General features: G+C 40.5%; 28 protein-coding genes. 24 read left to right on the top strand and 4 right to left on the bottom strand.

The window, feature by feature from the left end; genetic code table 11:
• Positions 1 to 88 precede the first annotated feature (88 nt).
• From OQX61_RS05480 to OQX61_RS05490, 3 genes are all read left to right on the top strand, one after another.
• Entirely contained in the window at positions 89 to 436 is a 348-nt protein-coding gene (locus OQX61_RS05480; protein ID WP_265840665.1) for an arsenate reductase, read from the top strand.
• A 67-nt stretch (positions 437 to 503) separates the two neighbouring features.
• Complete coding sequence (locus tag OQX61_RS05485; RefSeq protein ID WP_265840666.1) at positions 504 to 1,238, top strand: hypothetical protein; 735 nt, start codon at positions 504 to 506, stop codon at positions 1,236 to 1,238.
• 71 nt (positions 1,239 to 1,309) lie between these two features.
• A complete protein-coding gene (locus OQX61_RS05490; protein WP_265840667.1) occupies positions 1,310 to 3,268 on the top strand; it encodes a M1 family metallopeptidase in 1,959 nt (652 codons plus the stop codon).
• Positions 3,269 to 3,439: 171 nt separating this feature from the next.
• On the opposite strand, the gene OQX61_RS05495 is transcribed toward OQX61_RS05490, so the two are convergent.
• The 3 genes from OQX61_RS05495 to OQX61_RS05505 form a co-directional block, all read right to left on the bottom strand.
• Positions 3,440 to 4,711, bottom strand: a complete 1,272-nt coding sequence (locus tag OQX61_RS05495; RefSeq protein ID WP_265840668.1) for a mechanosensitive ion channel domain-containing protein — start codon at positions 4,709 to 4,711, stop codon at positions 3,440 to 3,442.
• Between the two features lie 71 nt (positions 4,712 to 4,782).
• A complete protein-coding gene (locus OQX61_RS05500; RefSeq protein ID WP_265840669.1) occupies positions 4,783 to 5,841 on the bottom strand; it encodes a PQQ-dependent sugar dehydrogenase in 1,059 nt (352 codons plus the stop codon).
• A gap of 157 nt (positions 5,842 to 5,998) precedes the next feature.
• Positions 5,999 to 6,640, bottom strand: coding sequence for a hypothetical protein (locus OQX61_RS05505; RefSeq protein WP_265840670.1), 642 nt, complete (start codon positions 6,638 to 6,640; stop codon positions 5,999 to 6,001).
• A 108-nt stretch (positions 6,641 to 6,748) separates the two neighbouring features.
• Between OQX61_RS05505 and OQX61_RS05510 the strand changes: the two genes are divergently transcribed.
• The 5 genes from OQX61_RS05510 to rpsJ all read left to right on the top strand — a co-directional run bounded on the left by OQX61_RS05510 (position 6,749) and on the right by rpsJ (position 10,707).
• Entirely contained in the window at positions 6,749 to 6,970 is a 222-nt protein-coding gene (locus OQX61_RS05510) for a VF530 family protein (protein WP_265840671.1), read from the top strand.
• Positions 6,971 to 7,301: 331 nt separating this feature from the next.
• Positions 7,302 to 7,721: a 30S ribosomal protein S12 gene (gene rpsL, locus OQX61_RS05515; protein ID WP_062550445.1), complete on the top strand. Its 420-nt coding sequence runs from the start codon at positions 7,302 to 7,304 to the stop codon at positions 7,719 to 7,721.
• Positions 7,722 to 7,737: 16 nt separating this feature from the next.
• The gene (gene rpsG / locus OQX61_RS05520) at positions 7,738 to 8,205 is read left to right on the top strand and encodes a 30S ribosomal protein S7 (protein ID WP_062550444.1); all 468 of its coding nucleotides are present in this window, start codon (positions 7,738 to 7,740) and stop codon (positions 8,203 to 8,205) included.
• A 17-nt stretch (positions 8,206 to 8,222) separates the two neighbouring features.
• Positions 8,223 to 10,337, top strand: a complete 2,115-nt coding sequence (fusA, locus tag OQX61_RS05525) for an elongation factor G (protein ID WP_265840672.1) — start codon at positions 8,223 to 8,225, stop codon at positions 10,335 to 10,337.
• A gap of 64 nt (positions 10,338 to 10,401) precedes the next feature.
• On the top strand, positions 10,402 to 10,707 hold the full coding sequence (gene rpsJ, locus OQX61_RS05530; protein WP_008244591.1) for a 30S ribosomal protein S10: 306 nt from the start codon (positions 10,402 to 10,404) through the stop codon (positions 10,705 to 10,707).
• Positions 10,708 to 10,779: 72 nt separating this feature from the next.
• Here rpsJ and OQX61_RS05535 read toward each other — a convergent pair whose 3' ends face one another.
• Positions 10,780 to 11,382, bottom strand: coding sequence for a hypothetical protein (locus OQX61_RS05535; RefSeq protein ID WP_265840673.1), 603 nt, complete (start codon positions 11,380 to 11,382; stop codon positions 10,780 to 10,782).
• A 174-nt stretch (positions 11,383 to 11,556) separates the two neighbouring features.
• Between OQX61_RS05535 and OQX61_RS05540 the strand changes: the two genes are divergently transcribed.
• The 16 genes from OQX61_RS05540 (at position 11,557) to rpsN (ending at position 19,411) form a co-directional block, all read left to right on the top strand.
• Positions 11,557 to 12,393: a sulfite exporter TauE/SafE family protein gene (locus OQX61_RS05540; RefSeq protein WP_265840674.1), complete on the top strand. Its 837-nt coding sequence runs from the start codon at positions 11,557 to 11,559 to the stop codon at positions 12,391 to 12,393.
• Entirely contained in the window at positions 12,390 to 12,785 is a 396-nt protein-coding gene (locus tag OQX61_RS05545; protein WP_265840675.1) for a DUF1634 domain-containing protein, read from the top strand. The genes OQX61_RS05540 and OQX61_RS05545 overlap by 4 nt, the downstream gene beginning before the upstream one ends.
• A gap of 181 nt (positions 12,786 to 12,966) precedes the next feature.
• The gene (rplC, locus tag OQX61_RS05550) at positions 12,967 to 13,584 is read left to right on the top strand and encodes a 50S ribosomal protein L3 (protein WP_265840676.1); all 618 of its coding nucleotides are present in this window, start codon (positions 12,967 to 12,969) and stop codon (positions 13,582 to 13,584) included.
• Positions 13,585 to 13,588: 4 nt separating this feature from the next.
• Positions 13,589 to 14,218, top strand: coding sequence for a 50S ribosomal protein L4 (gene rplD, locus OQX61_RS05555; protein WP_265840677.1), 630 nt, complete (start codon positions 13,589 to 13,591; stop codon positions 14,216 to 14,218).
• Between the two features lies 1 nt (position 14,219).
• The gene (rplW, locus tag OQX61_RS05560) at positions 14,220 to 14,510 is read left to right on the top strand and encodes a 50S ribosomal protein L23 (protein WP_265840678.1); all 291 of its coding nucleotides are present in this window, start codon (positions 14,220 to 14,222) and stop codon (positions 14,508 to 14,510) included.
• Positions 14,511 to 14,531: 21 nt separating this feature from the next.
• Positions 14,532 to 15,356 (top strand): 50S ribosomal protein L2, encoded by an 825-nt coding sequence (rplB, locus tag OQX61_RS05565; protein WP_265840679.1) that lies wholly within the window; start codon positions 14,532 to 14,534, stop codon positions 15,354 to 15,356.
• Positions 15,356 to 15,622 (top strand): 30S ribosomal protein S19, encoded by a 267-nt coding sequence (rpsS, locus tag OQX61_RS24315; RefSeq protein WP_062550436.1) that lies wholly within the window; start codon positions 15,356 to 15,358, stop codon positions 15,620 to 15,622. The genes rplB and rpsS overlap by 1 nt, the downstream gene beginning before the upstream one ends.
• A 7-nt stretch (positions 15,623 to 15,629) precedes the next feature.
• Complete coding sequence (rplV, locus tag OQX61_RS05575) at positions 15,630 to 15,992, top strand: 50S ribosomal protein L22 (protein ID WP_062550435.1); 363 nt, start codon at positions 15,630 to 15,632, stop codon at positions 15,990 to 15,992.
• 5 nt (positions 15,993 to 15,997) lie between these two features.
• Positions 15,998 to 16,846, top strand: coding sequence for a 30S ribosomal protein S3 (gene rpsC, locus OQX61_RS05580; protein ID WP_265840680.1), 849 nt, complete (start codon positions 15,998 to 16,000; stop codon positions 16,844 to 16,846).
• A 38-nt stretch (positions 16,847 to 16,884) separates the two neighbouring features.
• Entirely contained in the window at positions 16,885 to 17,307 is a 423-nt protein-coding gene (gene rplP / locus OQX61_RS05585) for a 50S ribosomal protein L16 (RefSeq protein WP_265840681.1), read from the top strand.
• A gap of 75 nt (positions 17,308 to 17,382) precedes the next feature.
• The gene (rpmC, locus tag OQX61_RS05590; protein WP_265840682.1) at positions 17,383 to 17,595 is read left to right on the top strand and encodes a 50S ribosomal protein L29; all 213 of its coding nucleotides are present in this window, start codon (positions 17,383 to 17,385) and stop codon (positions 17,593 to 17,595) included.
• Between the two features lie 13 nt (positions 17,596 to 17,608).
• Positions 17,609 to 17,863, top strand: a complete 255-nt coding sequence (rpsQ, locus tag OQX61_RS05595; protein WP_037442595.1) for a 30S ribosomal protein S17 — start codon at positions 17,609 to 17,611, stop codon at positions 17,861 to 17,863.
• 1 nt (position 17,864) lies between these two features.
• The gene (gene rplN, locus OQX61_RS05600) at positions 17,865 to 18,233 is read left to right on the top strand and encodes a 50S ribosomal protein L14 (RefSeq protein ID WP_062550431.1); all 369 of its coding nucleotides are present in this window, start codon (positions 17,865 to 17,867) and stop codon (positions 18,231 to 18,233) included.
• A 1-nt stretch (position 18,234) separates the two neighbouring features.
• A complete protein-coding gene (gene rplX / locus OQX61_RS05605) occupies positions 18,235 to 18,573 on the top strand; it encodes a 50S ribosomal protein L24 (protein ID WP_062550430.1) in 339 nt (112 codons plus the stop codon).
• Positions 18,573 to 19,142: a 50S ribosomal protein L5 gene (gene rplE / locus OQX61_RS05610; RefSeq protein WP_265840683.1), complete on the top strand. Its 570-nt coding sequence runs from the start codon at positions 18,573 to 18,575 to the stop codon at positions 19,140 to 19,142. The genes rplX and rplE overlap by 1 nt, the downstream gene beginning before the upstream one ends.
• Positions 19,142 to 19,411, top strand: coding sequence for a 30S ribosomal protein S14 (rpsN, locus tag OQX61_RS05615; protein WP_055130472.1), 270 nt, complete (start codon positions 19,142 to 19,144; stop codon positions 19,409 to 19,411). Before rplE ends, rpsN begins: the two co-directional genes overlap by 1 nt.
• Positions 19,412 to 19,428 lie beyond the last annotated feature (17 nt).

Here is a 19,428-nt window from a genome sequence, read left to right on the forward strand (position 1 = left end):
GTTGGTTTTTGCAATTTCATTAAGCTCCCCCACAGAGCAAGATAAAATCAACACAATAATAACGATAATAAATTTTATTTTTGCGCCTATGATCATATACGGAATACCAAATTGTAACACAGTAAAAAAGGCAAGAACCTGGCTGGCAGATCAAGGACTTAGTCCATTATTTCATGACTTCAAAAAGCAGGGAATTACGGCAGAAAAGCTGGAGGAATGGTGCACTGTTTTTGGATGGGAAAAGGTTTTGAATAAAAAAGGAACCACCTGGAAAAAGCTGAGCCCGGAGCAACAAAATAGTGTTGTCGACACAGACAGCGCAGTTCAGATCCTGGTGAATCATACGAGTGCAATTAAAAGACCAGTGGTAGAATTGGATGGAAAAGCTGTCCTGATTGGTTTTGATGAAGCAGCTTACGAAACTATCTTAAAATAGTTAAATCTTTTGCTGTTAATTTTTGTTAAACAGTTTCATATAGGTAGAAACAGTGTTACATTTGGCTATGACTAAATATTTATTTTTATTCTTCGTTAGTATTGCTCCATTAGGTTTGGTGGCACAATCATCAATCACTGGTGCGGTTTATGACTTCGACAACAAGTCTTTCCCGATGCAGGATGTGCTCGTTAGAAACCTGGACAATAAGAAGTCCATAAAAACTAAAGCTGCCGGGCAGTTTAGTCTACCAGCTAAAGTGGGGGATTTAATTGAATTCTCACATGCGGGTTACCATACCGATACTTTATATCTAATCGACCTGAAACCGAAGATCGTTTATCTGCCGGTAAAATCTACCCAGTTAAAAGGAGTAGAGATTACGAGTGCAAAGGTGAATCCTTCTGTATTGGTGGATGGACAGGGTAAGCCGGTTAAAAGGATTATGACTGATGGTCTGGAAGGTAAAAAGAACACTGACAGAGCTGGAGGATTGATCGTGAACCTCGGTTATGGTAAAATGAAAAGAGAAAGAGAGAAAGTCCGCTTCCTGGAAGAGAGAGACGCTTATGAAACGGAGATCAGAGAACACTTCAACGAGAAAACCGTTGGCGATTTAGTGAAATTACAGGGTCAGGAATTGAAAGACTTCATCGTGATGTTCCGTCCAAATGTAGCTTTAGTAATGAGCGAACGTCCTTTTAACTACAACTATTATATCGCGAAAGCCTACAATAACTGGAAAAAACTTCCTGTGGATCAGCGTAAATTACCGCCGATGCCTAAGTTAAAGTCGAACTAATAAAACCGTTACAATGGTTAGGAATAAATATTCATTTTATACCTTTAGTTCGAATCTATAACCAATAAATTATGATGATGAATAAGTTTACCCTCTTAGGGGTATTGTTATGCGCATTTGGTTTTAGTTCCATGGCGCAGCAAGCTACTGGCAACTACGATCCTCATGCCGCATTTAACCCGTTATTTTACACCCAGAATGGAAATGAGTTCCGTTCTGCGAGTGGATATCCGGGGCCAAAATACTGGCAAAACCGTGCCGATTACCAAATCACAGCAAACCTTGATGAAGCCAAAAATCTGGTAACAGGTACGGTTACAATTACCTATAAAAATAACAGTCCGGATAAGTTGCCTTATTTATGGCTGCAAATGGATCAAAACCTTTTTTCTGAAAGCTCGAGAGGAAACTCTTTGATTGCTGCTGGTAGCCGATATGGTGCCAGAGGTGAGAAGGTAGACGGAGGTTATAAAATTGAAGGGCTTAGCGTTGCTCAAAAAGCAAAACCTGTTAAGTTTACTTCGATCACTGAAGATACCAGGATGCAGATTCGTCTGGATCAGCCATTGGCTGCAAATGGAGAAGTGATCACCATCAAAATGAATTTCTCTTTTATCATTCCGATTAATGGTTCCGACCGTATGGGGCATCTGACCACTAAAAACGGGGAGATTTTTTCTATTGCACAATGGTTTCCAAGGATGGCTGTTTATGATGACATCATCGGATGGAATACACTTCCATATTGGGGTGCCGGAGAGTTTTACTGTGAATACGGAGACGTTGATTTCGCCGTTACCGCTCCTGCAAGCCATATCGTAATGGGTTCTGGCGAACTGGTAAATCCTCAGGAGGTATTTACAGCAACGCAATTGTCGCGCTGGAACAAAGCAAAACAAAGTGATAAAGTAGTGACCATCCGTTCCGAAGAGGAGGTGACCGATCCTAAATCGCGCCCTGGAGCAGGAAAATTAACCTGGAAATTTAAGATTAAAAACACACGTGATGTGGCCTGGGCCTCCTCCAAAGCATTCGTAGTAGATGCTGCAAGGATCAACCTGCCAAGTGGTAAAAAATCTTTAGCAATTTCTGCACATCCGGTAGAAAGTAATGGCAAAGATGGCTACGGCCGTGGTGCCGAATATGTGAAAGCTTCTATAGAATATTATTCTAAAAAATGGTTCGAATATCCTTACCCAATGGCGATTAATGTGGCCAGTAATGTGGGTGGTATGGAATATCCTGGTATTGTTTTTTGCGGTTGGAAAGCTAAAAATGGCAGTGCATGGGGGGTAATTGACCATGAATTTGGACATACCTGGTTCCCAATGATTGTGGGTAGTAATGAGCGTAAATATGGCTGGATGGATGAAGGCTTTAATACTTTCATCAATGGTTTGTCGGCTGCTGAGTTTAACAATGGAGAGTACAAACGCAAACCAGCCGATATGCAGGCTGTTGGTAAGTCACTAGCCGATGATAAACTGGAATATGTGATGTTAACGCCGGATGCGATGAAAGAAGCCAATATTGGGATGAACCTATATTATAAACCAGGTTTTGGCTTAAACATTTTAAGAGATCAGGTATTGGGTGCAGATCGTTTCGATTACGCATTTAAGAAATATGTGGAGAACTGGGCTTTCAAACACCCTACACCATTCGACTTTTTCCGTTCTATGGAGAATGGGGCTGGGGAAGATCTTTCCTGGTTCTGGAGAGGATGGTTCCTGGAAAACTGGAAAACAGATCAGGCCATTGCGGAAGTTAAAGAGGTAAAAAAAGACGGTGCAATTGTTGGCTATAATATTCAGATTGCCAATCTGGAAAAAATGCCAATGCCGATCATTCTGGAAGTGAAAACGAAAAGTGGAAAGACGGATGTCATCAAGTTACCTGTTGATATCTGGATGAGAAATACCAGCTGGACGATTAATTATCCGACGACAGAAGAAGTAGTTTCGGTGACCTTAGATCCTGAAAAGGTGCTTCCTGATTCGAATGATTCTAATAACACCTGGAAGAAATAATATAGTAATGCCGTTTTAACAGTACAGCAAGCTTGATGTAATAACTATAACAAGTTGATACAGTCATTATATCAGCAGGTACAATGAAGTAGTACCCACAGAAATGATCAGTGTAACAATGCTGAATAATACTTAAAAGTGCTTCCAGGATTGATTCCGGAAGCACTTTTTTTATTCTTTATCAGGGTTTAATACTTCCATCTCATAGATCTGCAAGTCGAAAAACCTGGCTGAAGCCAGGAGGTGGTCAAATATATCTGCCATGATATACTCATAATCGATCCACTTCGTAGTTCCGGTAAAAGCGTAAATCTCTATTGGTAGTCCGGTTGCAGTAGGGGCGAGCTGCCTCACCATCATGGTCATCTTTTTGTGTATGCCACTATGGTTGGCAATATAATTATCGATGTATTTTCGGTATAGCCCCGCATTGGTCAGGTTTCTTCCGTTGATCAGTAAAGTCTTGTCGGCACCAACACGTTCATTGTTTTTATTGATGTCTTTCTGACGATGGTCTATATAGGAGGTTAGTGATTGTATCTTTCTGAATTCTTCCAGTTCTTCCGGTGTAATGAAACGGATGGTCGACTGCCGGATAAAGATCGCGCGTTTGATTCTCCGGCCACCGGACTCGCTCATTCCTCTCCAGTTTTGAAAAGAATCCGAAACTAAAGAGTAAGTAGGAATGGTGGTAATGGTCTTGTCAAAGTTCTGCACTTTTACGGTGGTCAGGTTGATTTCCATAACATCACCATCAGCCCCGTATTTGGGCATCGTGATCCAGTCGCCAATACGGACAGTATCATTAGTGCTGACTTGTATGCTGGCTACAAATCCCATGATGGTGTCTTTAAACATCAATAACAGTACCGCCGAGGCGGCACCCATTGCGGTAAAAGCAACGGTAGGATCTTGCCCCGTCAGGATAGAAAAGATGATGACAAATGCAATCAGGTAGAATATAATCCGGATCACCTGCAGGTAACTTTCTATTGGTTTGGAGCGGAAAGTTGCTCTTTTTCTTAAAGATTCTGCGCCGGATTTGGCCAGCGTCATGATCACCCAGATGATCAGGATCACCAGGTAAGCGTCGGTCAGTTTGATCAGTACCTTTGTTAAGGTAGGGAAGGAGTGGAAAATCATTTCCACGGTATTTCTGATCAGGGAAACCGCTGCCAGCAAGGCAATGTAATGGGCGAACCGGTTTTCCAGCAGATGCAGAAAGAAATCAATTCTTGTGGTTTTGACGATACGGATTAAAGCAATCCTAAGTAAGCGTCTGAGCAGGTCATGTAATAAATATACGGCAATGATCAGTACGAATAAAAGGGCAAATAGGTTTACAAAAGTTGCAATGCTTTCCGGAACACCCCATTTTACAAGGATCTTATAGGTACTGCGGCCAATGTCATCAAGGTCAAATTCGTAATCTTCAAAGCTCATTTCTACTGTTTTTACTGATACTGGCAGGTTACAAAAAAATAACCAAAAAGACGAAATTCAGTCTTGAAAAATTATTTATCATAGTAAATTCTATAGACAAGATTAGCAAAGTCATCAGAAACCAATAGCGAGCCGTCTTTTAAGTTTAATATATCTACCGGTCTTCCCCAGGCTTTTCCGTTTTTCAGCCAGCCGCTGGCAAAAGGTTCATAGCTGAGAACTTTGTTACCATCCAGTTTAACGAGAGAAATCCGGTAGCCTGTAGGTTCCTTTCTATTCCATGAGCCATGTTCTGCGATGAAGACCTGGTTTTTATAAGATTTGGGAAACTGATCACCGGTATAGAATTTCATACCCAATGCAGCGGTATGGGCGTTAAGTTTTGCCTGTGGAGGGGTATAGTCTTTCGGGTTTTTCCCTTTGCCGAATTCAGGGTCCAGGATATCTCCGGCATGGACAAATGGATAGCCAAAGTGCATTCCCGCTTTTTCTGCGCGGTTGAGTTCATCCGCAGGAACATCTTCTCCAAGCATATCCCTTCCGTTATCAGTAAACCAAAGGTCTTTAGTGCGGGGATTCCAGTCGAAGCCAACAGAGTTCCTGACCCCATTAGCGAAAATTTCAAATCCGGTACCATCGGGATTCATCCTGGTGATGGAGGCATACCTTTTATCTTTATCGGAATTGTCGCAAATGTTGCAGGGTGCGCCAACGGGCACATAGAGTTTTCCATCCGGGCCAAAAGCGATGTATTTCCAGCCATGATGGGTATCTGTTGGCAGTTTGTCGTATACGAGGATGGGTTTAGGTGGTTTGGCCAGCTGATCTTCAATGTGATCATAGCGCCAGATTTTGCTGACTTCGGCCACATACAGGCTACCATCTTTAAAGGCAACCCCGTTAGGTATATCTTTTAAGCCTTGTGCGATGATATAGGTTTTTTCGGCAATACCATCTTTATTGTCATCTACCAGGGCGTAGACTTTATCGCCATCGCGATTGCCGACAAATACGGTTCCTTTGGCACCCAGAGCCATGGATCTTGGATTGTCTACCTTCGCGAAAACTTCAATTTTGAAGCCTTCCGGCAGCTTGATGTCTTTAAGTCTGGGTTCTGCTATTTTTTCCATTGGGCGGTTACAGGTAACGGCCATTAGTGGAATGCATAGCATAAGGCTGAAAACAGGGGTTAAGTACTTCATCTGATTATGGAATGGTGTTTAAGGATAACGCCTGAATTCCTGTAATTGTTTGGTACTTAACCCGGTTAATGCCTGATCTCAGGTGTTATCGTGCTTTAAAAAAGCTTTCTTTTAATTTTTCGGCATCAATCAAAGCTTCTGCGGCATCGAGGCGGATCAACCAGCCTTTTTGTTTCAGCAGGGCGATGTCTTCTTTGGCTACAGAAAGATCTTTTCCTTTGATACGCTCATGGTAAACGATTGGCGCTTTAGGCTCCACATTTGCCGGTGTATGGAATAAGATTTCCAGTTTAAATTTTGGCCAGATCTGAATGTCTCCCAATTGCGCTGAGTAAATCTTTTTGGTAGAGTGGGCAGGGATAATGGCTGCAAACTCCCCTTTATAGTGATCACCTTTTTCAGTTGTTAAGCTAGCTAACAATTGGAAAGAGCTTTCATTTACCAAATGGAAATGGGCTACAGAAGTACTGTGCTGATCGGTGATCAGCCCCAGGTAAACACCATCTTTAATGAATTGTGCTTCCGGAATGACTACTGCCGGACGGTTAGAAACGATATCACTTTCAGGGATCTCGTCATGAACTAAAGTCACTTTGGAAGCGAGTACAGGAATTTCAAAATCATTGGAATCGGTTACGCCAACAGTATCTTTATCGATGATTCTGGTGATGTAACCTTCTATATTTTCGTCTACGAAACGAACAAACTCTCCTAATTTAAATTGCATGAGGTAGGAATTAAGTAAAACTGAATAGCACAAATTTAGTCATTACTAATTAGAGTCTTTTTATGCCGAAGCTATTTAAGAGCCGGAAATTCTTATTATTTTTGTAGCATGACAGAATCAGGACAGCCAAATAATCCTTTACATGGTAAAACACTGGAGTTTATTGTGAAACAATTGGTCTGGCATTATGACTGGCCGGAAATGGGCAGATTAATCCGGGTGGAATGCTTTTTGAATAACCCGAGTTTAAAATCCAGCTTAAAATTTCTGCGCAAGACCGATTGGGCGAGGAAGAAAGTAGAGAAGCTATATTTAGATACCTTCCATTAATTCAGGACACCAGCTGCAGGCTCCCTGCAGCATTGCAGGTTGTTGAAGGATTGTTCAGGGATTGACGAAGAGCTGAAGAAGGCTCCTGCTTCGTCAACCTTGTTTATTCCTTGAGCAACCCTTCGTTAGTCCTCCGGCAACCTCAATTTCTACCCGAAAACATTAGCGCTACTCCTTCTCCTAACCCTTCTGATACTATTGATATTAGGTAATCTTACCTTAGAATTATTTTTGCGTTAAGCTCTTGATTTATAAATTGTATTATCCTACCTTTGCAGTCCCTTATTATAGGGGTAAAGTTTTTAAATATTAATAGAAAACAAAAAGAACAATGCCAACCATTCAACAATTAGTTAGAAAAGGTAGAGTAGCACTGGAGTTCAAGAGTAAGTCTCCTGCGTTGGACAGCTGTCCACAGCGAAGAGGTGTATGTACACGTGTATATACCACTACCCCTAAAAAACCAAACTCAGCAATGCGTAAAGTTGCCCGTGTACGTTTAACCAATGGTAAAGAGGTGAATGCCTATATTCCAGGTGAAGGTCACAATTTACAGGAGCACTCCATTGTATTGATCCGTGGTGGTCGTGTTAAAGATTTACCAGGAGTACGTTATCACATTATCCGTGGAGCTTTAGATACTTCAGGAGTTGCTGGTCGTAACCAACGTCGTTCAAAATATGGTACTAAACGTCCTAAGCCAGGACAAGTAGCAGCAGCTGCAGCACCAAAAAAAGGTAAAAAGAAATAATTAGGAGGAACAACAAATGAGAAAGTCAAAACCAAAAAAGAGAATTATCCTTCCTGATCCAAAATTTAACGATGTTCAGGTGACCAGATTTGTAAACAATATGATGTACGATGGAAAAAAATCTATCGCATATAGTATTTTTTACGATGCTGTTGAGCTTGCTGAGAAAAAAGCTGGCGAGAACGGTCTAGAAGTGTGGAAACGTGCTTTAACAAATGTAATGCCTGCAGTAGAGGTTAAATCTCGTCGTGTAGGTGGTGCAAATTTCCAGGTACCTACAGAGGTAAGACCTGACCGTAAGATTGCTTTAGGCATGAAATGGTTAATTTCTTACGCTCGTAAACGTGGTGAAAAAACCATGAAAGAAAAATTAGCAGGTGAAATCGTTTCAGCAGCTAAAGGTGAAGGTGCAGCAGTTAAGAAAAAAGAAGATACGCATAAAATGGCTGAGGCTAACAAAGCGTTCTCTCATTTCCGTTTCTAATCATACAGAATCATAAAATGTCAAGAGACTTAAGATTTACAAGAAATATTGGTATTGCCGCGCACATTGATGCAGGTAAGACCACTACTACAGAGCGTATTCTTTACTATGCAGGTGTTAGTCATAAAATTGGTGAAGTGCACGAAGGTGCAGCAACAATGGACTGGATGGCACAGGAGCAGGAACGTGGTATCACCATTACTTCTGCTGCTACAACTGTTGGTTGGAAATACAGAAATCAAGATTATCATATCAACATTATTGATACACCAGGTCACGTAGATTTTACCGTAGAGGTAAACCGTTCCCTACGTGTATTAGATGGATTGGTATTCTTATTTTCAGCAGTTGATGGTGTTGAGCCTCAATCTGAAACTAACTGGCGTTTGGCTAACAACTATAACGTTGCCCGTATCGGCTTCGTAAACAAGATGGACCGTTCAGGTGCAGATTTCTTGAAAGTTGTTGGACAAGTTAAAAGCATGTTAGGTAGTAATGCAGTTCCATTACAGTTACCAATCGGTGCTGAAGATACTTTCAAAGGTGTGGTTGATTTAATCAACAACCGTGGTATCGTTTGGAATGAGCATGATAAAGGAATGACCTTTACTGAAGTACCAATTCCAGAAGATATGTTGGAAGAGGTTGCTGAATGGAGAGAGAAATTGTTGGAATCAGTTGCTGATTACGATGAGTCATTGATGGAGAAATTCTTCGATGCTCCTGAAACAATCACTGAACGTGAAGTTTTAGACGCTTTACGTAAAGCAGTATTGGATGCTAAAATTGTACCTATGGTTTGTGGTTCATCTTTCAAAAACAAAGGTGTTCAGACAATGCTTGATTACGTGATGGAATTATTGCCTTCACCAATGGATCAGGAAGCTATCGTTGGAACTAACCCTAACACTGGTGAAGAAACTTTACGTCATCCTGATGAAAAAGAGCCTTTTGCAGCTTTAGCATTTAAAATTGCAACAGATCCTTTCGTAGGTCGTTTATGTTTTATCCGTGTGTATTCAGGTAATTTAGAAGCTGGTTCATACGTTTATAACGCACGTTCTGAGAACAAAGAGCGTATCTCCCGTATCTTCCAAATGCATGCAAACAAGCAAAACCCAATTCCTAATGTAGGTGCTGGTGATATTGCTGCTGTTGTAGGCTTTAAAGATATCAAAACAGGTGATACACTTTGTGATGAGAAAAACCCAATCATTCTGGAATCAATGAACTTCCCTGAGCCGGTTATCGGATTAGCTATTGAGCCTAAAACTCAAGCTGATATTGATAAATTAGGTATGGGATTAGCGAAATTGGCTGAAGAAGATCCTACATTTAGAGTTCAAACTGATCAGGAAACTGGCCAGACTGTAATCTCTGGTATGGGTGAGCTTCACTTAGACATCCTGATTGACCGTCTTAAACGTGAGTTTAAGGTTGAGGTTAACCAAGGTGCGCCACAAGTAGCTTATAAAGAGGCTATCAACGGAACAGTTCAACACCGTGAGACTTACAAAAAACAATCAGGTGGTCGTGGTAAATTCGCGGACATTCAAGTTGTTATTTCGCCAATCGATGCCGATTTCGAAAAAGGAGGCTTACAGTTTGTGAACGAAATTTCAGGTGGATCTATTCCACGTGAATTTATTCCTTCAGTAGAAAAAGGATTTGCAGCATCTATGGCTAACGGTGTATTAGCTGGATATCCTCTACCTGATATGAAAGTTCGCTTAATTGATGGTTCATTCCACGCAGTCGATTCAGATGCTTTATCTTTCGAACTTGCAGCTAAAATGGCTTACCGTGAAGCATTACCTAAATGTAACCCTGTATTGATGGAGCCAATCATGAAAATCGAAATCTTAACCCCTGAAGAAAACATGGGTGATGTTATCGGTGACATGAACCGTCGTCGTGGTCAACTATTAGGAATGGATACACGTGCAGGTGCTCAGGTAATTAAAGCAACTGTGCCTCTTTCTGAAATGTTCGGTTATGTAACTCAGTTACGTACCATCACTTCTGGACGTGCAACTTCAACAATGGAATTTGATCATTACGCACCTGCACCTAGAAACGTACAGGATGAAGTAATTGCAAAATCTAAAGGAAGAGTTAAATCCGCAGAATAATATAATATTAAATCGGCAGCCGGTTATTAATAGCTCTAACCGGCAGCCTTAATACATACATAAGATGAGCCAAAGAATCAGAATTAAATTAAAATCTTACGATTACAACTTAGTAGACAAATCTGCTGAGAAAATCGTTAAGACTGTTAAACCTACGGGTGCAGTAGTTAGTGGTCCAATTCCATTGCCTACAGAAAAGAAAATCTTCACTGTTTTGCGTTCTCCACACGTTAACAAAAAAGCACGTGAGCAGTTTCAATTATGCGCTTACAAACGTTTGTTAGACATTTATAGCTCTAACTCTAAAACGGTTGACGCTTTAATGAAACTTGAACTACCTAGCGGTGTTGAAGTTGAAATCAAAGTTTAACTTTTTAGACGAATAACAAAAAAGCCTTCAGGATTTATTCCTGAAGGCTTTTTTGTTGAAGAAGCTTTTTTATTACTTCCTTCTTAATTCGTCAAGCTTATTGCGCTCGTCTTGCAATTCTCTCGCTAGTTTCTTCTCTTTATCATTCGCCTTGGTCTTGTAGTTTTGGTATTCCTGAGCGATCTCTTCATATAATGAACTTCTGTATTTTGCTTCATGCATGAATTTTGCGGAACGCAGGATGACAATGGCCAATGCAGCAGCCAGTACCAGGATCAGACTCCATACGATGACATTGTATTTGCCTTTGGTAAAGGAGATGCCAAGGAAACTAATTTCATCTAACTTCGCATTGGAGCTGGCCAAAGCACTCTCTGAACCTGAAATCTGAGCTTTCAAAGCAGCAACAGCTTTTTCCTGTTCCGCAAGTTTGACCTTAACCGCGATCAGTTGTTTTCGGTTGTAGTTGATCGAGTCCGATACACTCTTCCAGAATCCGCCAAGCCTGGCTGGATTGATGAGCTTGTAACCATTGATGGTTTTCGATTTAGATATCATGAGCTGATATTGTCCCCTCAGACTTGGATCAGCTTTCGCACTGTCTGTAGCTAATTGTGCCTGTGTATTTAAATTTAAGAAGAGCAGCGCTATAATCGAGAATAACAGTTTTTTCATAAGGGATTTTTTTTAAGGAATATTATTGTTAGTTAAAGATGCTTCGTGTTTAATTCAGTAGGATTTACCGGATCGTAACGGTTGTTAAATGATGATGATTGGCAAACCCTGTTTAATCTAACAATCATTTGGGAATTTTATTGTGTTCTAAGTATAGATAGTATATTTGCAGCAATGTCGGTATTACTATTTACAATTATAGTTTTAGCAGGTGCTTTTTTAGCTGGATTGGTTGGTTCACTGACTGGTTTAGGGGGTGGAGTGATTATTATTCCGCTACTGACACTGGCTTTGGGTGTAGATATTCATTATGCGATCGGTGCTTCTATTGTATCTGTAATTGCGACTTCTTCGGGCTCTGCCGCGGCTTACGTGAAAGAGGGGATCACCAATATCCGTATTGGGATGTTCTTAGAAGTAGCCACTACCGTTAGTGCGGTTATTGGTGCTGTCATCACAGTTTATCTGAATCCGGGTTTCATTGCGGTTGTTTTTGGCCTGATCCTTTTGTTTTCTGCGGCCATGATGGTAATTAAGAAAGTGGATCGTTCAGATAATGATACTTCTGGGAAACTGGCGGTGTTTTTTAAGCTGAACGGGACTTATCCTACAGAAAACGGTCCTAAAAATTATGCGGTTCACAGGGTAGCAGGGGGCTTTGTGATGATGTTTTTCGCAGGGATCATTTCCGGTTTACTGGGTATTGGTTCCGGGGCGTTAAAAGTGATTGCGATGGATAATATCATGAGGATTCCTTTTAAGGTGTCTACAACGACCAGTAACTTCATGATGGGGGTAACAGCCGCTGCCAGTGCAATCGTTTACTTACACCGTGGTCAGATTGATCCGGGGATAGCAATGCCGGTGACCATAGGGGTGCTGACGGGAGCTACCATAGGCTCAAAAATCCTGGTTCGCGCCAAAACGGATAAATTAAAGGTGGTATTTGCAGTGGTGGTGACCTTCCTTGCTCTGCAAATGATTTATAACGGTTTATCAGGAAAGCTATGAGTTTAACACGAAAAAATTTCTTTGCGGATCGCGACATTCAGGTCATTTTGGGGACTTTGCTCCGTGTGGGTGTTATCGCCTCCATGTCTGTAGTATTGGTGGGTGGCTTTCTTTACCTGTTGTCAAACCATTCCGCGCCGGTAGATTACGGTGATTTTAACCCAAACAAGTCAGGATTGTCTTCTATTTTTGCTATTTTTATCGGATTACGAGAATTGGATCCTAAGGCGATCATCCAATTCGGGACTTTATTATTGATTTTTACCCCTGTTGCCAGGGTTGTTTTTTCGATCTTCAGCTTTCTGATCGAGCGGGATTACTTATATGTTTTGATCGGATCATTTGTTTTGATGGTGATCCTGTATAGCCTGAGTGATAAGTTGGTTGGTTAAAAACTTACTTAGCTCAATCTATTCCCCTTCCTAAAAATAAATAGGGCTTATTTGAAAAAATAATTAGCTAACTATTTGAAAATTAAGATTTCTTTCGTATTTTTGCCCTCCCTTAAAGGGAATTGTATCCACCTTGAACGAAGCCCTACTGCTTCGATGGGTGTTAAATTAAAAAAAGAAAATGTCAGGTATTATTGGAAAAAAAGTAGGAATGACCAGCATATTCGACGCCGATGGAAAGAACATTCCATGTACGGTGATTGAAGCTGGACCTTGTGTTGTTACACAGGTAAAGACCGAAGAGAAAGACGGTTATGTTTCCGTTCAGTTAGGTTTCGACGAAGCCAAAGAAAAGAACACTACCAAGCCTCTTAAAGGCCACTTTGCGAAAGCAAGCACAACCCCAAAACGTAAATTGGTTGAATTCGAACCATTCGCAGAATCTCTTACTTTAGGAGACACTGTGACTGTTAGTATTTTCAATGAAGGCGATTTCGTGGATGTTGTAGGTACTTCTAAAGGTAAAGGTTTCCAGGGTGTTGTAAAACGTCATGGTTTCGCTGGTGTTGGTGGACAAACTCACGGACAGCATAACAGAATGCGTGCGCCAGGTTCACTGGGTGCTGCTTCGTATCCAGCTCGTGTATTTAAAGGTATGCGTATGGCGGGTAGAATGGGTGGTGACAGAGTAAAAGTTCAGAACTTACAAGTTTTGAAAGTTTATGCTGATCAAAACCTTGTTGTAGTTAGTGGTTCCATTCCAGGAGCTAAGGGTTCTTACGTAATCTTAGATAAGTAAGCAGATGGAAGTTAAAGTATTAAACATTTCAGGAAAAGAGACAGGTGCCAAGGTGCAACTTCCTGAGTCAGTATTTGGCATTACGCCTGTTGACCACGCGATCTATTTAGATGTAAAACAGTATTTGGCTAATCAACGTCAGGGTACTCACAAGTCTAAGCAACGTAACGAAATTGCAGGTTCGACCCGCAAACTTTACAAACAAAAAGGTACTGGTGGTGCTCGTGCCGGAAGTATTAAATCTCCATTGTTTAATGGTGGTGGTCGTGTGTTTGGTCCTCAACCACGTGATTATAGTTTCAAATTGAACAAAAAGTTAAAGCAACTGGCTCGTAGATCAGCATTGACCTACAAAGCACAGGATAACAACATTGTTGTTTTAGAAGACTTTGCTTTTGATTCAATCAAAACTAAAAACTACCTTGATTTAGTTAGCGCATTAAACATCGCTGGCGAAAAGACATTGTTGGTTTTACCTTCACAAAATAACAATATCTATTTATCAAGCAGAAACATCCAGAAAGCGAAAGTTATCACTGCAGATCAGTTGAATACATATGATGTATTAAACTGTGGCAAACTTTTGTTTACAGCTGATTCTCTTAAAACAATTGAGGAGGCATTTGCCAAGTAATATGGAATTTTTAAAGAAACCAATATTAACCGAAAAAGCTTCTGCATTAACAGAAAAGTCTAATCGCTTTACTTTTAAAGTAGAACACAAAGCAAATAAATTGCAGATTAAGCAAGCCATAGAGAAAATGTACAGCGTTAACATTTTAGCCATTAATACAATGGTTGTAAATGGTAAAGTAAAGTCCAGAAACACTAAAGGTGGATTAGTAACGGGTCGTAGCCCAAAATACAAAAAAGCGATTGTAACCCTGGCAGCAGGCGAAACAATTGATTATTACGCGAATATTTAATAAAGTGAATAATTTATAACTATGGGCTTAAGAAAATTTAAACCAGTCACTCCGGGAACCCGCTTTAGAGTAGGTGCCAGCTTTTCGGAGATTACAGCAACCAAGCCCGAAAAATCATTGGTTGTATCTTCTAAGAAATCAGGAGGACGTAACAATACAGGAAAGATGACTATGCGCTACATGGGTGGTGGTCACAAGAAATCTTACCGTTTAATTGACTTTAAACGTGATAAGTTTAACATTCCTGCAACAGTAGCTACTGTTGAATACGATCCAAACCGTACCGCTCGTATTGCACTATTGCACTACGTAGACGGAGAGAAGCGTTACATTATTGCACCGGAAGGATTGCAAGTAGGACAAACAGTAATTTCGGGTGATACAGCAACTCCAGAAGTAGGAAATGCATTAACACTGTCAAGAATCCCATTGGGATCGATTGTACATAACATTGAAATTCAACCAGGTCGTGGTGCCCAAATGGCACGTAGCGCAGGTGCTTATGCTCAGTTAGCAGCACGTGATGGTAAATATGCAACTGTTAAAATGCCATCAGGTGAAGTAAGAGCAATCTTAGTTACTTGTTTAGCTACAATCGGAGCTGTTTCGAACTCGGATCATGCAAATGAAGTATTAGGTAAAGCAGGTCGTAAACGTTGGTTAGGACGTCGTCCTAGAACTCGTCCGGTAGCGATGAATCCTGTCGATCACCCAATGGGTGGTGGTGAGGGTCGCTCATCAGGAGGTCAACCTCGCTCAAGAAACGGATTGTACTCGAAAGGATACAAAACTCGTTCACTTAAAAAATACTCAAATCGTTTCATCATAGAGAAAAGGAAGAAATAATGGCTCGTTCGATAAAAAAAGGACCTTATATTGACCATAACGTAGAGAAGAAAGTAGTATCTATGAATGATTCAGGCAAAAGGTCTGTAATTAAAACTTGGTCTCGCAGATCAATGATTTCACCAGATTTCGTGAATCATACATTTGCAGTGCATAACGGAAATAAGTTTATTCCGGTATACGTAACAGAAAACATGGTTGGTCACAAGCTGGGAGAGTTTGCTCCAACCAGAACATTTAGGGGTCACTCTGAAAAGAAAAAATAATTAAGAGATGGAAGCAGTAGCGAAATTAAACAATTGTCCAACCTCACCACGTAAAATGCGTTTGGTTGTAGATCTTATCAGAGGTGAGCGTGTAGAGAAAGCTTTAAGTATTTTGAAGTTTACCAATAAAGAAGCAGCAATCAGAGTTGAAAAACTTTTATTGTCAGCTATCAAAAACTGGGAAACTAAAAATGAAGGTTCTCGCCCTGAAGAAAACCAGTTATACGTGAAAACGATAATGGTAGGCGGTGGTCGTCAGTTAAAAAGACTTAGACCAGCACCTCAAGGACGTGGTTACAGAATCCGTAAGCGTTCTAACCATGTAACTTTGGTAGTAGATAGTAAAAACGTTGAAACTCAAACTAATTAACAGAAATGGGACAAAAAGCACATCCAATAGGAAACAGGTTAGGAATCATCAAAGGTTGGGATTCTAACTGGTTCGGTGGCAACAACTATGCTGATAAATTAGTTGAGGACGAAAAAATAAGAAAATACCTTTCTGTACGTATCGCCAAAGGCGGTGTAGCGAAAGTAGTAATCGAACGTACGTTAAAGCGTATCACGGTAACTATCCACACTGCACGTCCGGGTATTGTGATCGGAAAAGCAGGAGCTGAGGTTGACAAGATCAAAGAAGAGTTGAAGAAATTGACTAAAAAGGAAATTCAAATCAACATTTTTGAGATCAAACGTCCTGAGCTTGATGCACAATTAGTTGCAGAAGGTGTTGCAAAACAATTAGAAGCAAGGATCTCATTCCGTAGAGCAATGAAATCTACTATTGCATCAACGATGCGTATGGGTGCTGAAGGTATCAAAATTATGACCTCTGGTCGTTTAGGTGGTGCTGAAATGGCTCGTAGCGAACAGTATAAAGAAGGAAGAATTCCTTTGCATACTTTCCGTGCTGACATTGACTATGCATTAGCAGAAGCTTTAACTACTTATGGTAAAATAGGTGTTAAAGTATGGATCTGTAAAGGTGAAGTTTACGGTAAACGTGATCTTTCTCCGAATCTTGGTTCTGTGAGCAATGCTCCAGGCAAAGGTGGCAGACCAGAAGGTGCTTTCGGTGGTGGAAGAGACAGAGATAACCGTGGCGGTGGAGACAGAAGAAACGACAATAAAGGTCGTGGCGGAAGAGGTCCAGGTCAAGGAGCTCCTGGTGCAGGAAGAGATAATAGAGGCGGAAATACTCCTAACAGAGGTCCTCGTAAATAATTAGTTAACAGATCGTTTAACGATAATATTAGATAAAGATGTTACAGCCAAAAAGAACGAAGTTCAGAAAGATGCAAAAAGGCAGGATGAAAGGTTTAGCAACACGTGGTGCTGAATTATCATTCGGGTCTTTCGGGATCAAATCTTTAGAGTCGACTTGGATTACAAGTCGCCAGATAGAGGCAGCCCGTATTGCGGTAACTCGTTTCATGAAACGTGAAGGCCAGGTGTGGATTAGAATTTTCCCGGACAAACCGGTAACTAAGAAACCAGCTGAAGTTCGTATGGGTAAAGGTAAGGGTGCTCCAGAATACTGGGTTGCCGTTGTTAGACCTGGACGTATTATTTTTGAAGCCGAAGGTGTTCCTTTAGCAGTAGCTAAAGAAGCAATGAGATTAGCGGCTCAGAAATTGCCGATTCAAACAAAATTTGTAGTGCGTAGAGATTACGTAGAAGCATAAAAAAAGTTCTTGGGTTCAATGTTGTAAGTAACTTGTTATTACAACCGCTAGACCCAAGGCATTAAAATTAATAAAATGAAGAACTCAGAAATCACAGGGCTTTCAAAAGAAGAACTAGTAGCCAGGATTGCAGAAGAAACTGAAAATTTAGTAAAGTTGAAATTTGCACATACAATTTCGGCTATTGAAAATCCTACCCGTATTACTAAGGTAAGAAAAGATATCGCCCGATTAAACACTGAAGTGACGAAGCGCAAATTAGCCGAGTCTGCTACTGAAACAAAATAACTTTAGAGTCGAAATGGAAAGACAATTAAGAAAAACAAGAACCGGGTTGGTAGTAAGCAACAAAATGGATAAGTCTGTTGTTGTAGCGGTTGAACGTAAAGTGAAACACCCGATCTATGGTAAGTTTGTTAAAAAAACTACCAAATTTATGGCTCATGACGAGAAAAACGATTGCGGTATTGGTGATACAGTACTGATCATGGAGACTCGTCCGCTGAGTAAGAATAAGAACTGGAGATTAGTGGAAATTTTAGAAAGAGCTAAATAACATGGTACAACAGGAATCAAGATTAAACGTAGCCGACAATAGCGGCGCTAAAGAAGTATTGGTTATCCGTGTGCTTGGTGGTACTGGAAAGAGATACGCTTCTATTGGTGACAAAATCGTTGTAACCGTTAAAAGCGCGTTGCCTTCTGGTAACATCAAGAAAGGAACAGTTTCTAAAGCAGTAGTTGTAAGAACGAGAAAAGAGATCAGACGTAAAGATGGTTCTTACATCCGTTTCGACGACAATGCAGCAGTATTATTAAATGCACAAGATGAGCCGCGTGGTACACGTATTTTCGGCCCGGTAGCAAGAGAACTGCGTGAAAAACAATTCATGAAAATTGTGTCATTAGCACCGGAGGTATTATAAAATGAAAAATAAAGTAACTACACCAAAGATTAAAATCCGTAAAGGAGATTTAGTAAAGGTAATCGCTGGCGATTCAAGAGGCCAACAAGGCACAGTGCTTTCTGTATTAATTACTAAAAGCAGAATTCTTGTAGAAGGTGTGAACCTTGTATCAAAACATACAAAACCAAATGCTGCTAATCCAAACGGAGGTATCATTAAAAAAGAGGCTGCTCTTCATATTTCTAACGTAGCATTAGTTGATCCTAAAACAGGTGCAACTACTCGCGTTGGCAGAAAGCTTAATGCTGATGGGAAATTAGTTAGGGTTAGTAAAAAATCAGGAGAGGAGATCAAATAATGACTTACGTACCAAGATTAAAAAGTAAATATAAAGAGGAAATCGTAGCTGCACTTAAAGATAAGTTCAACTATAAAAGCGTTATGCAGGTTCCTAAGTTAGAGAAAATCGCGATCAACCAGGGTGTTGGACGTTTCTCTGTAACTGACAAGAAGATCATGGACTCCTCTATTTTAGAGATGAGCACAATCGCTGGTCAGCAAGCAGTAGGCGCTAAGTCTAAAAAAGATATCTCAAACTTTAAATTACGTAAAGGTATGCCAGTTGGTGTACGTGTTACTTTACGTGACAACAACATGTATGAGTTTTTAGATCGTTTAATTTCTGTAGCTTTACCTCGTATCCGTGATTTCAAAGGTATCAATGATAAAGGTTTTGATGGAAAAGGTAACTACACATTAGGTATTACTGAACAAATCATCTTCCCAGAGATCAACATCGACAAAATCAGCAAGATTTTAGGTATGGATATTACATTTGTTACTAGTGCATCTACTGATGTTGAAGCATTAGAACTTTTAAAGCAATTCGGATTACCATTTAAAAACCAAATTAATACAAATTCATAATGGCAAAAGAAGGTGTAAAAGCTCGCGAAATTAAGCGCCAAAAATTGGTAGCTAAGTATGCTGACAAACGTGCAGAACTTAAAGCTGCCGGTGATTATGAAGGATTAGATAAGTTACCAAAAAACTCATCTGCAGTACGTTTACACAATCGTTGTAAATTAACTGGACGTCCTCGTGGTTACATGCGTACTTTCGGTATATCAAGGGTATTGTTCCGCGATATGGCATTAGCAGGTAAAATCCCTGGAGTAAGAAAAGCAAGCTGGTAAAACAGCTTTCTTTATGC

Origin of the sequence: Pedobacter sp. PLR, from assembly GCF_026239675.1 — a bacterium.
GTDB lineage: Bacteria > Bacteroidota > Bacteroidia > Sphingobacteriales > Sphingobacteriaceae > Pedobacter.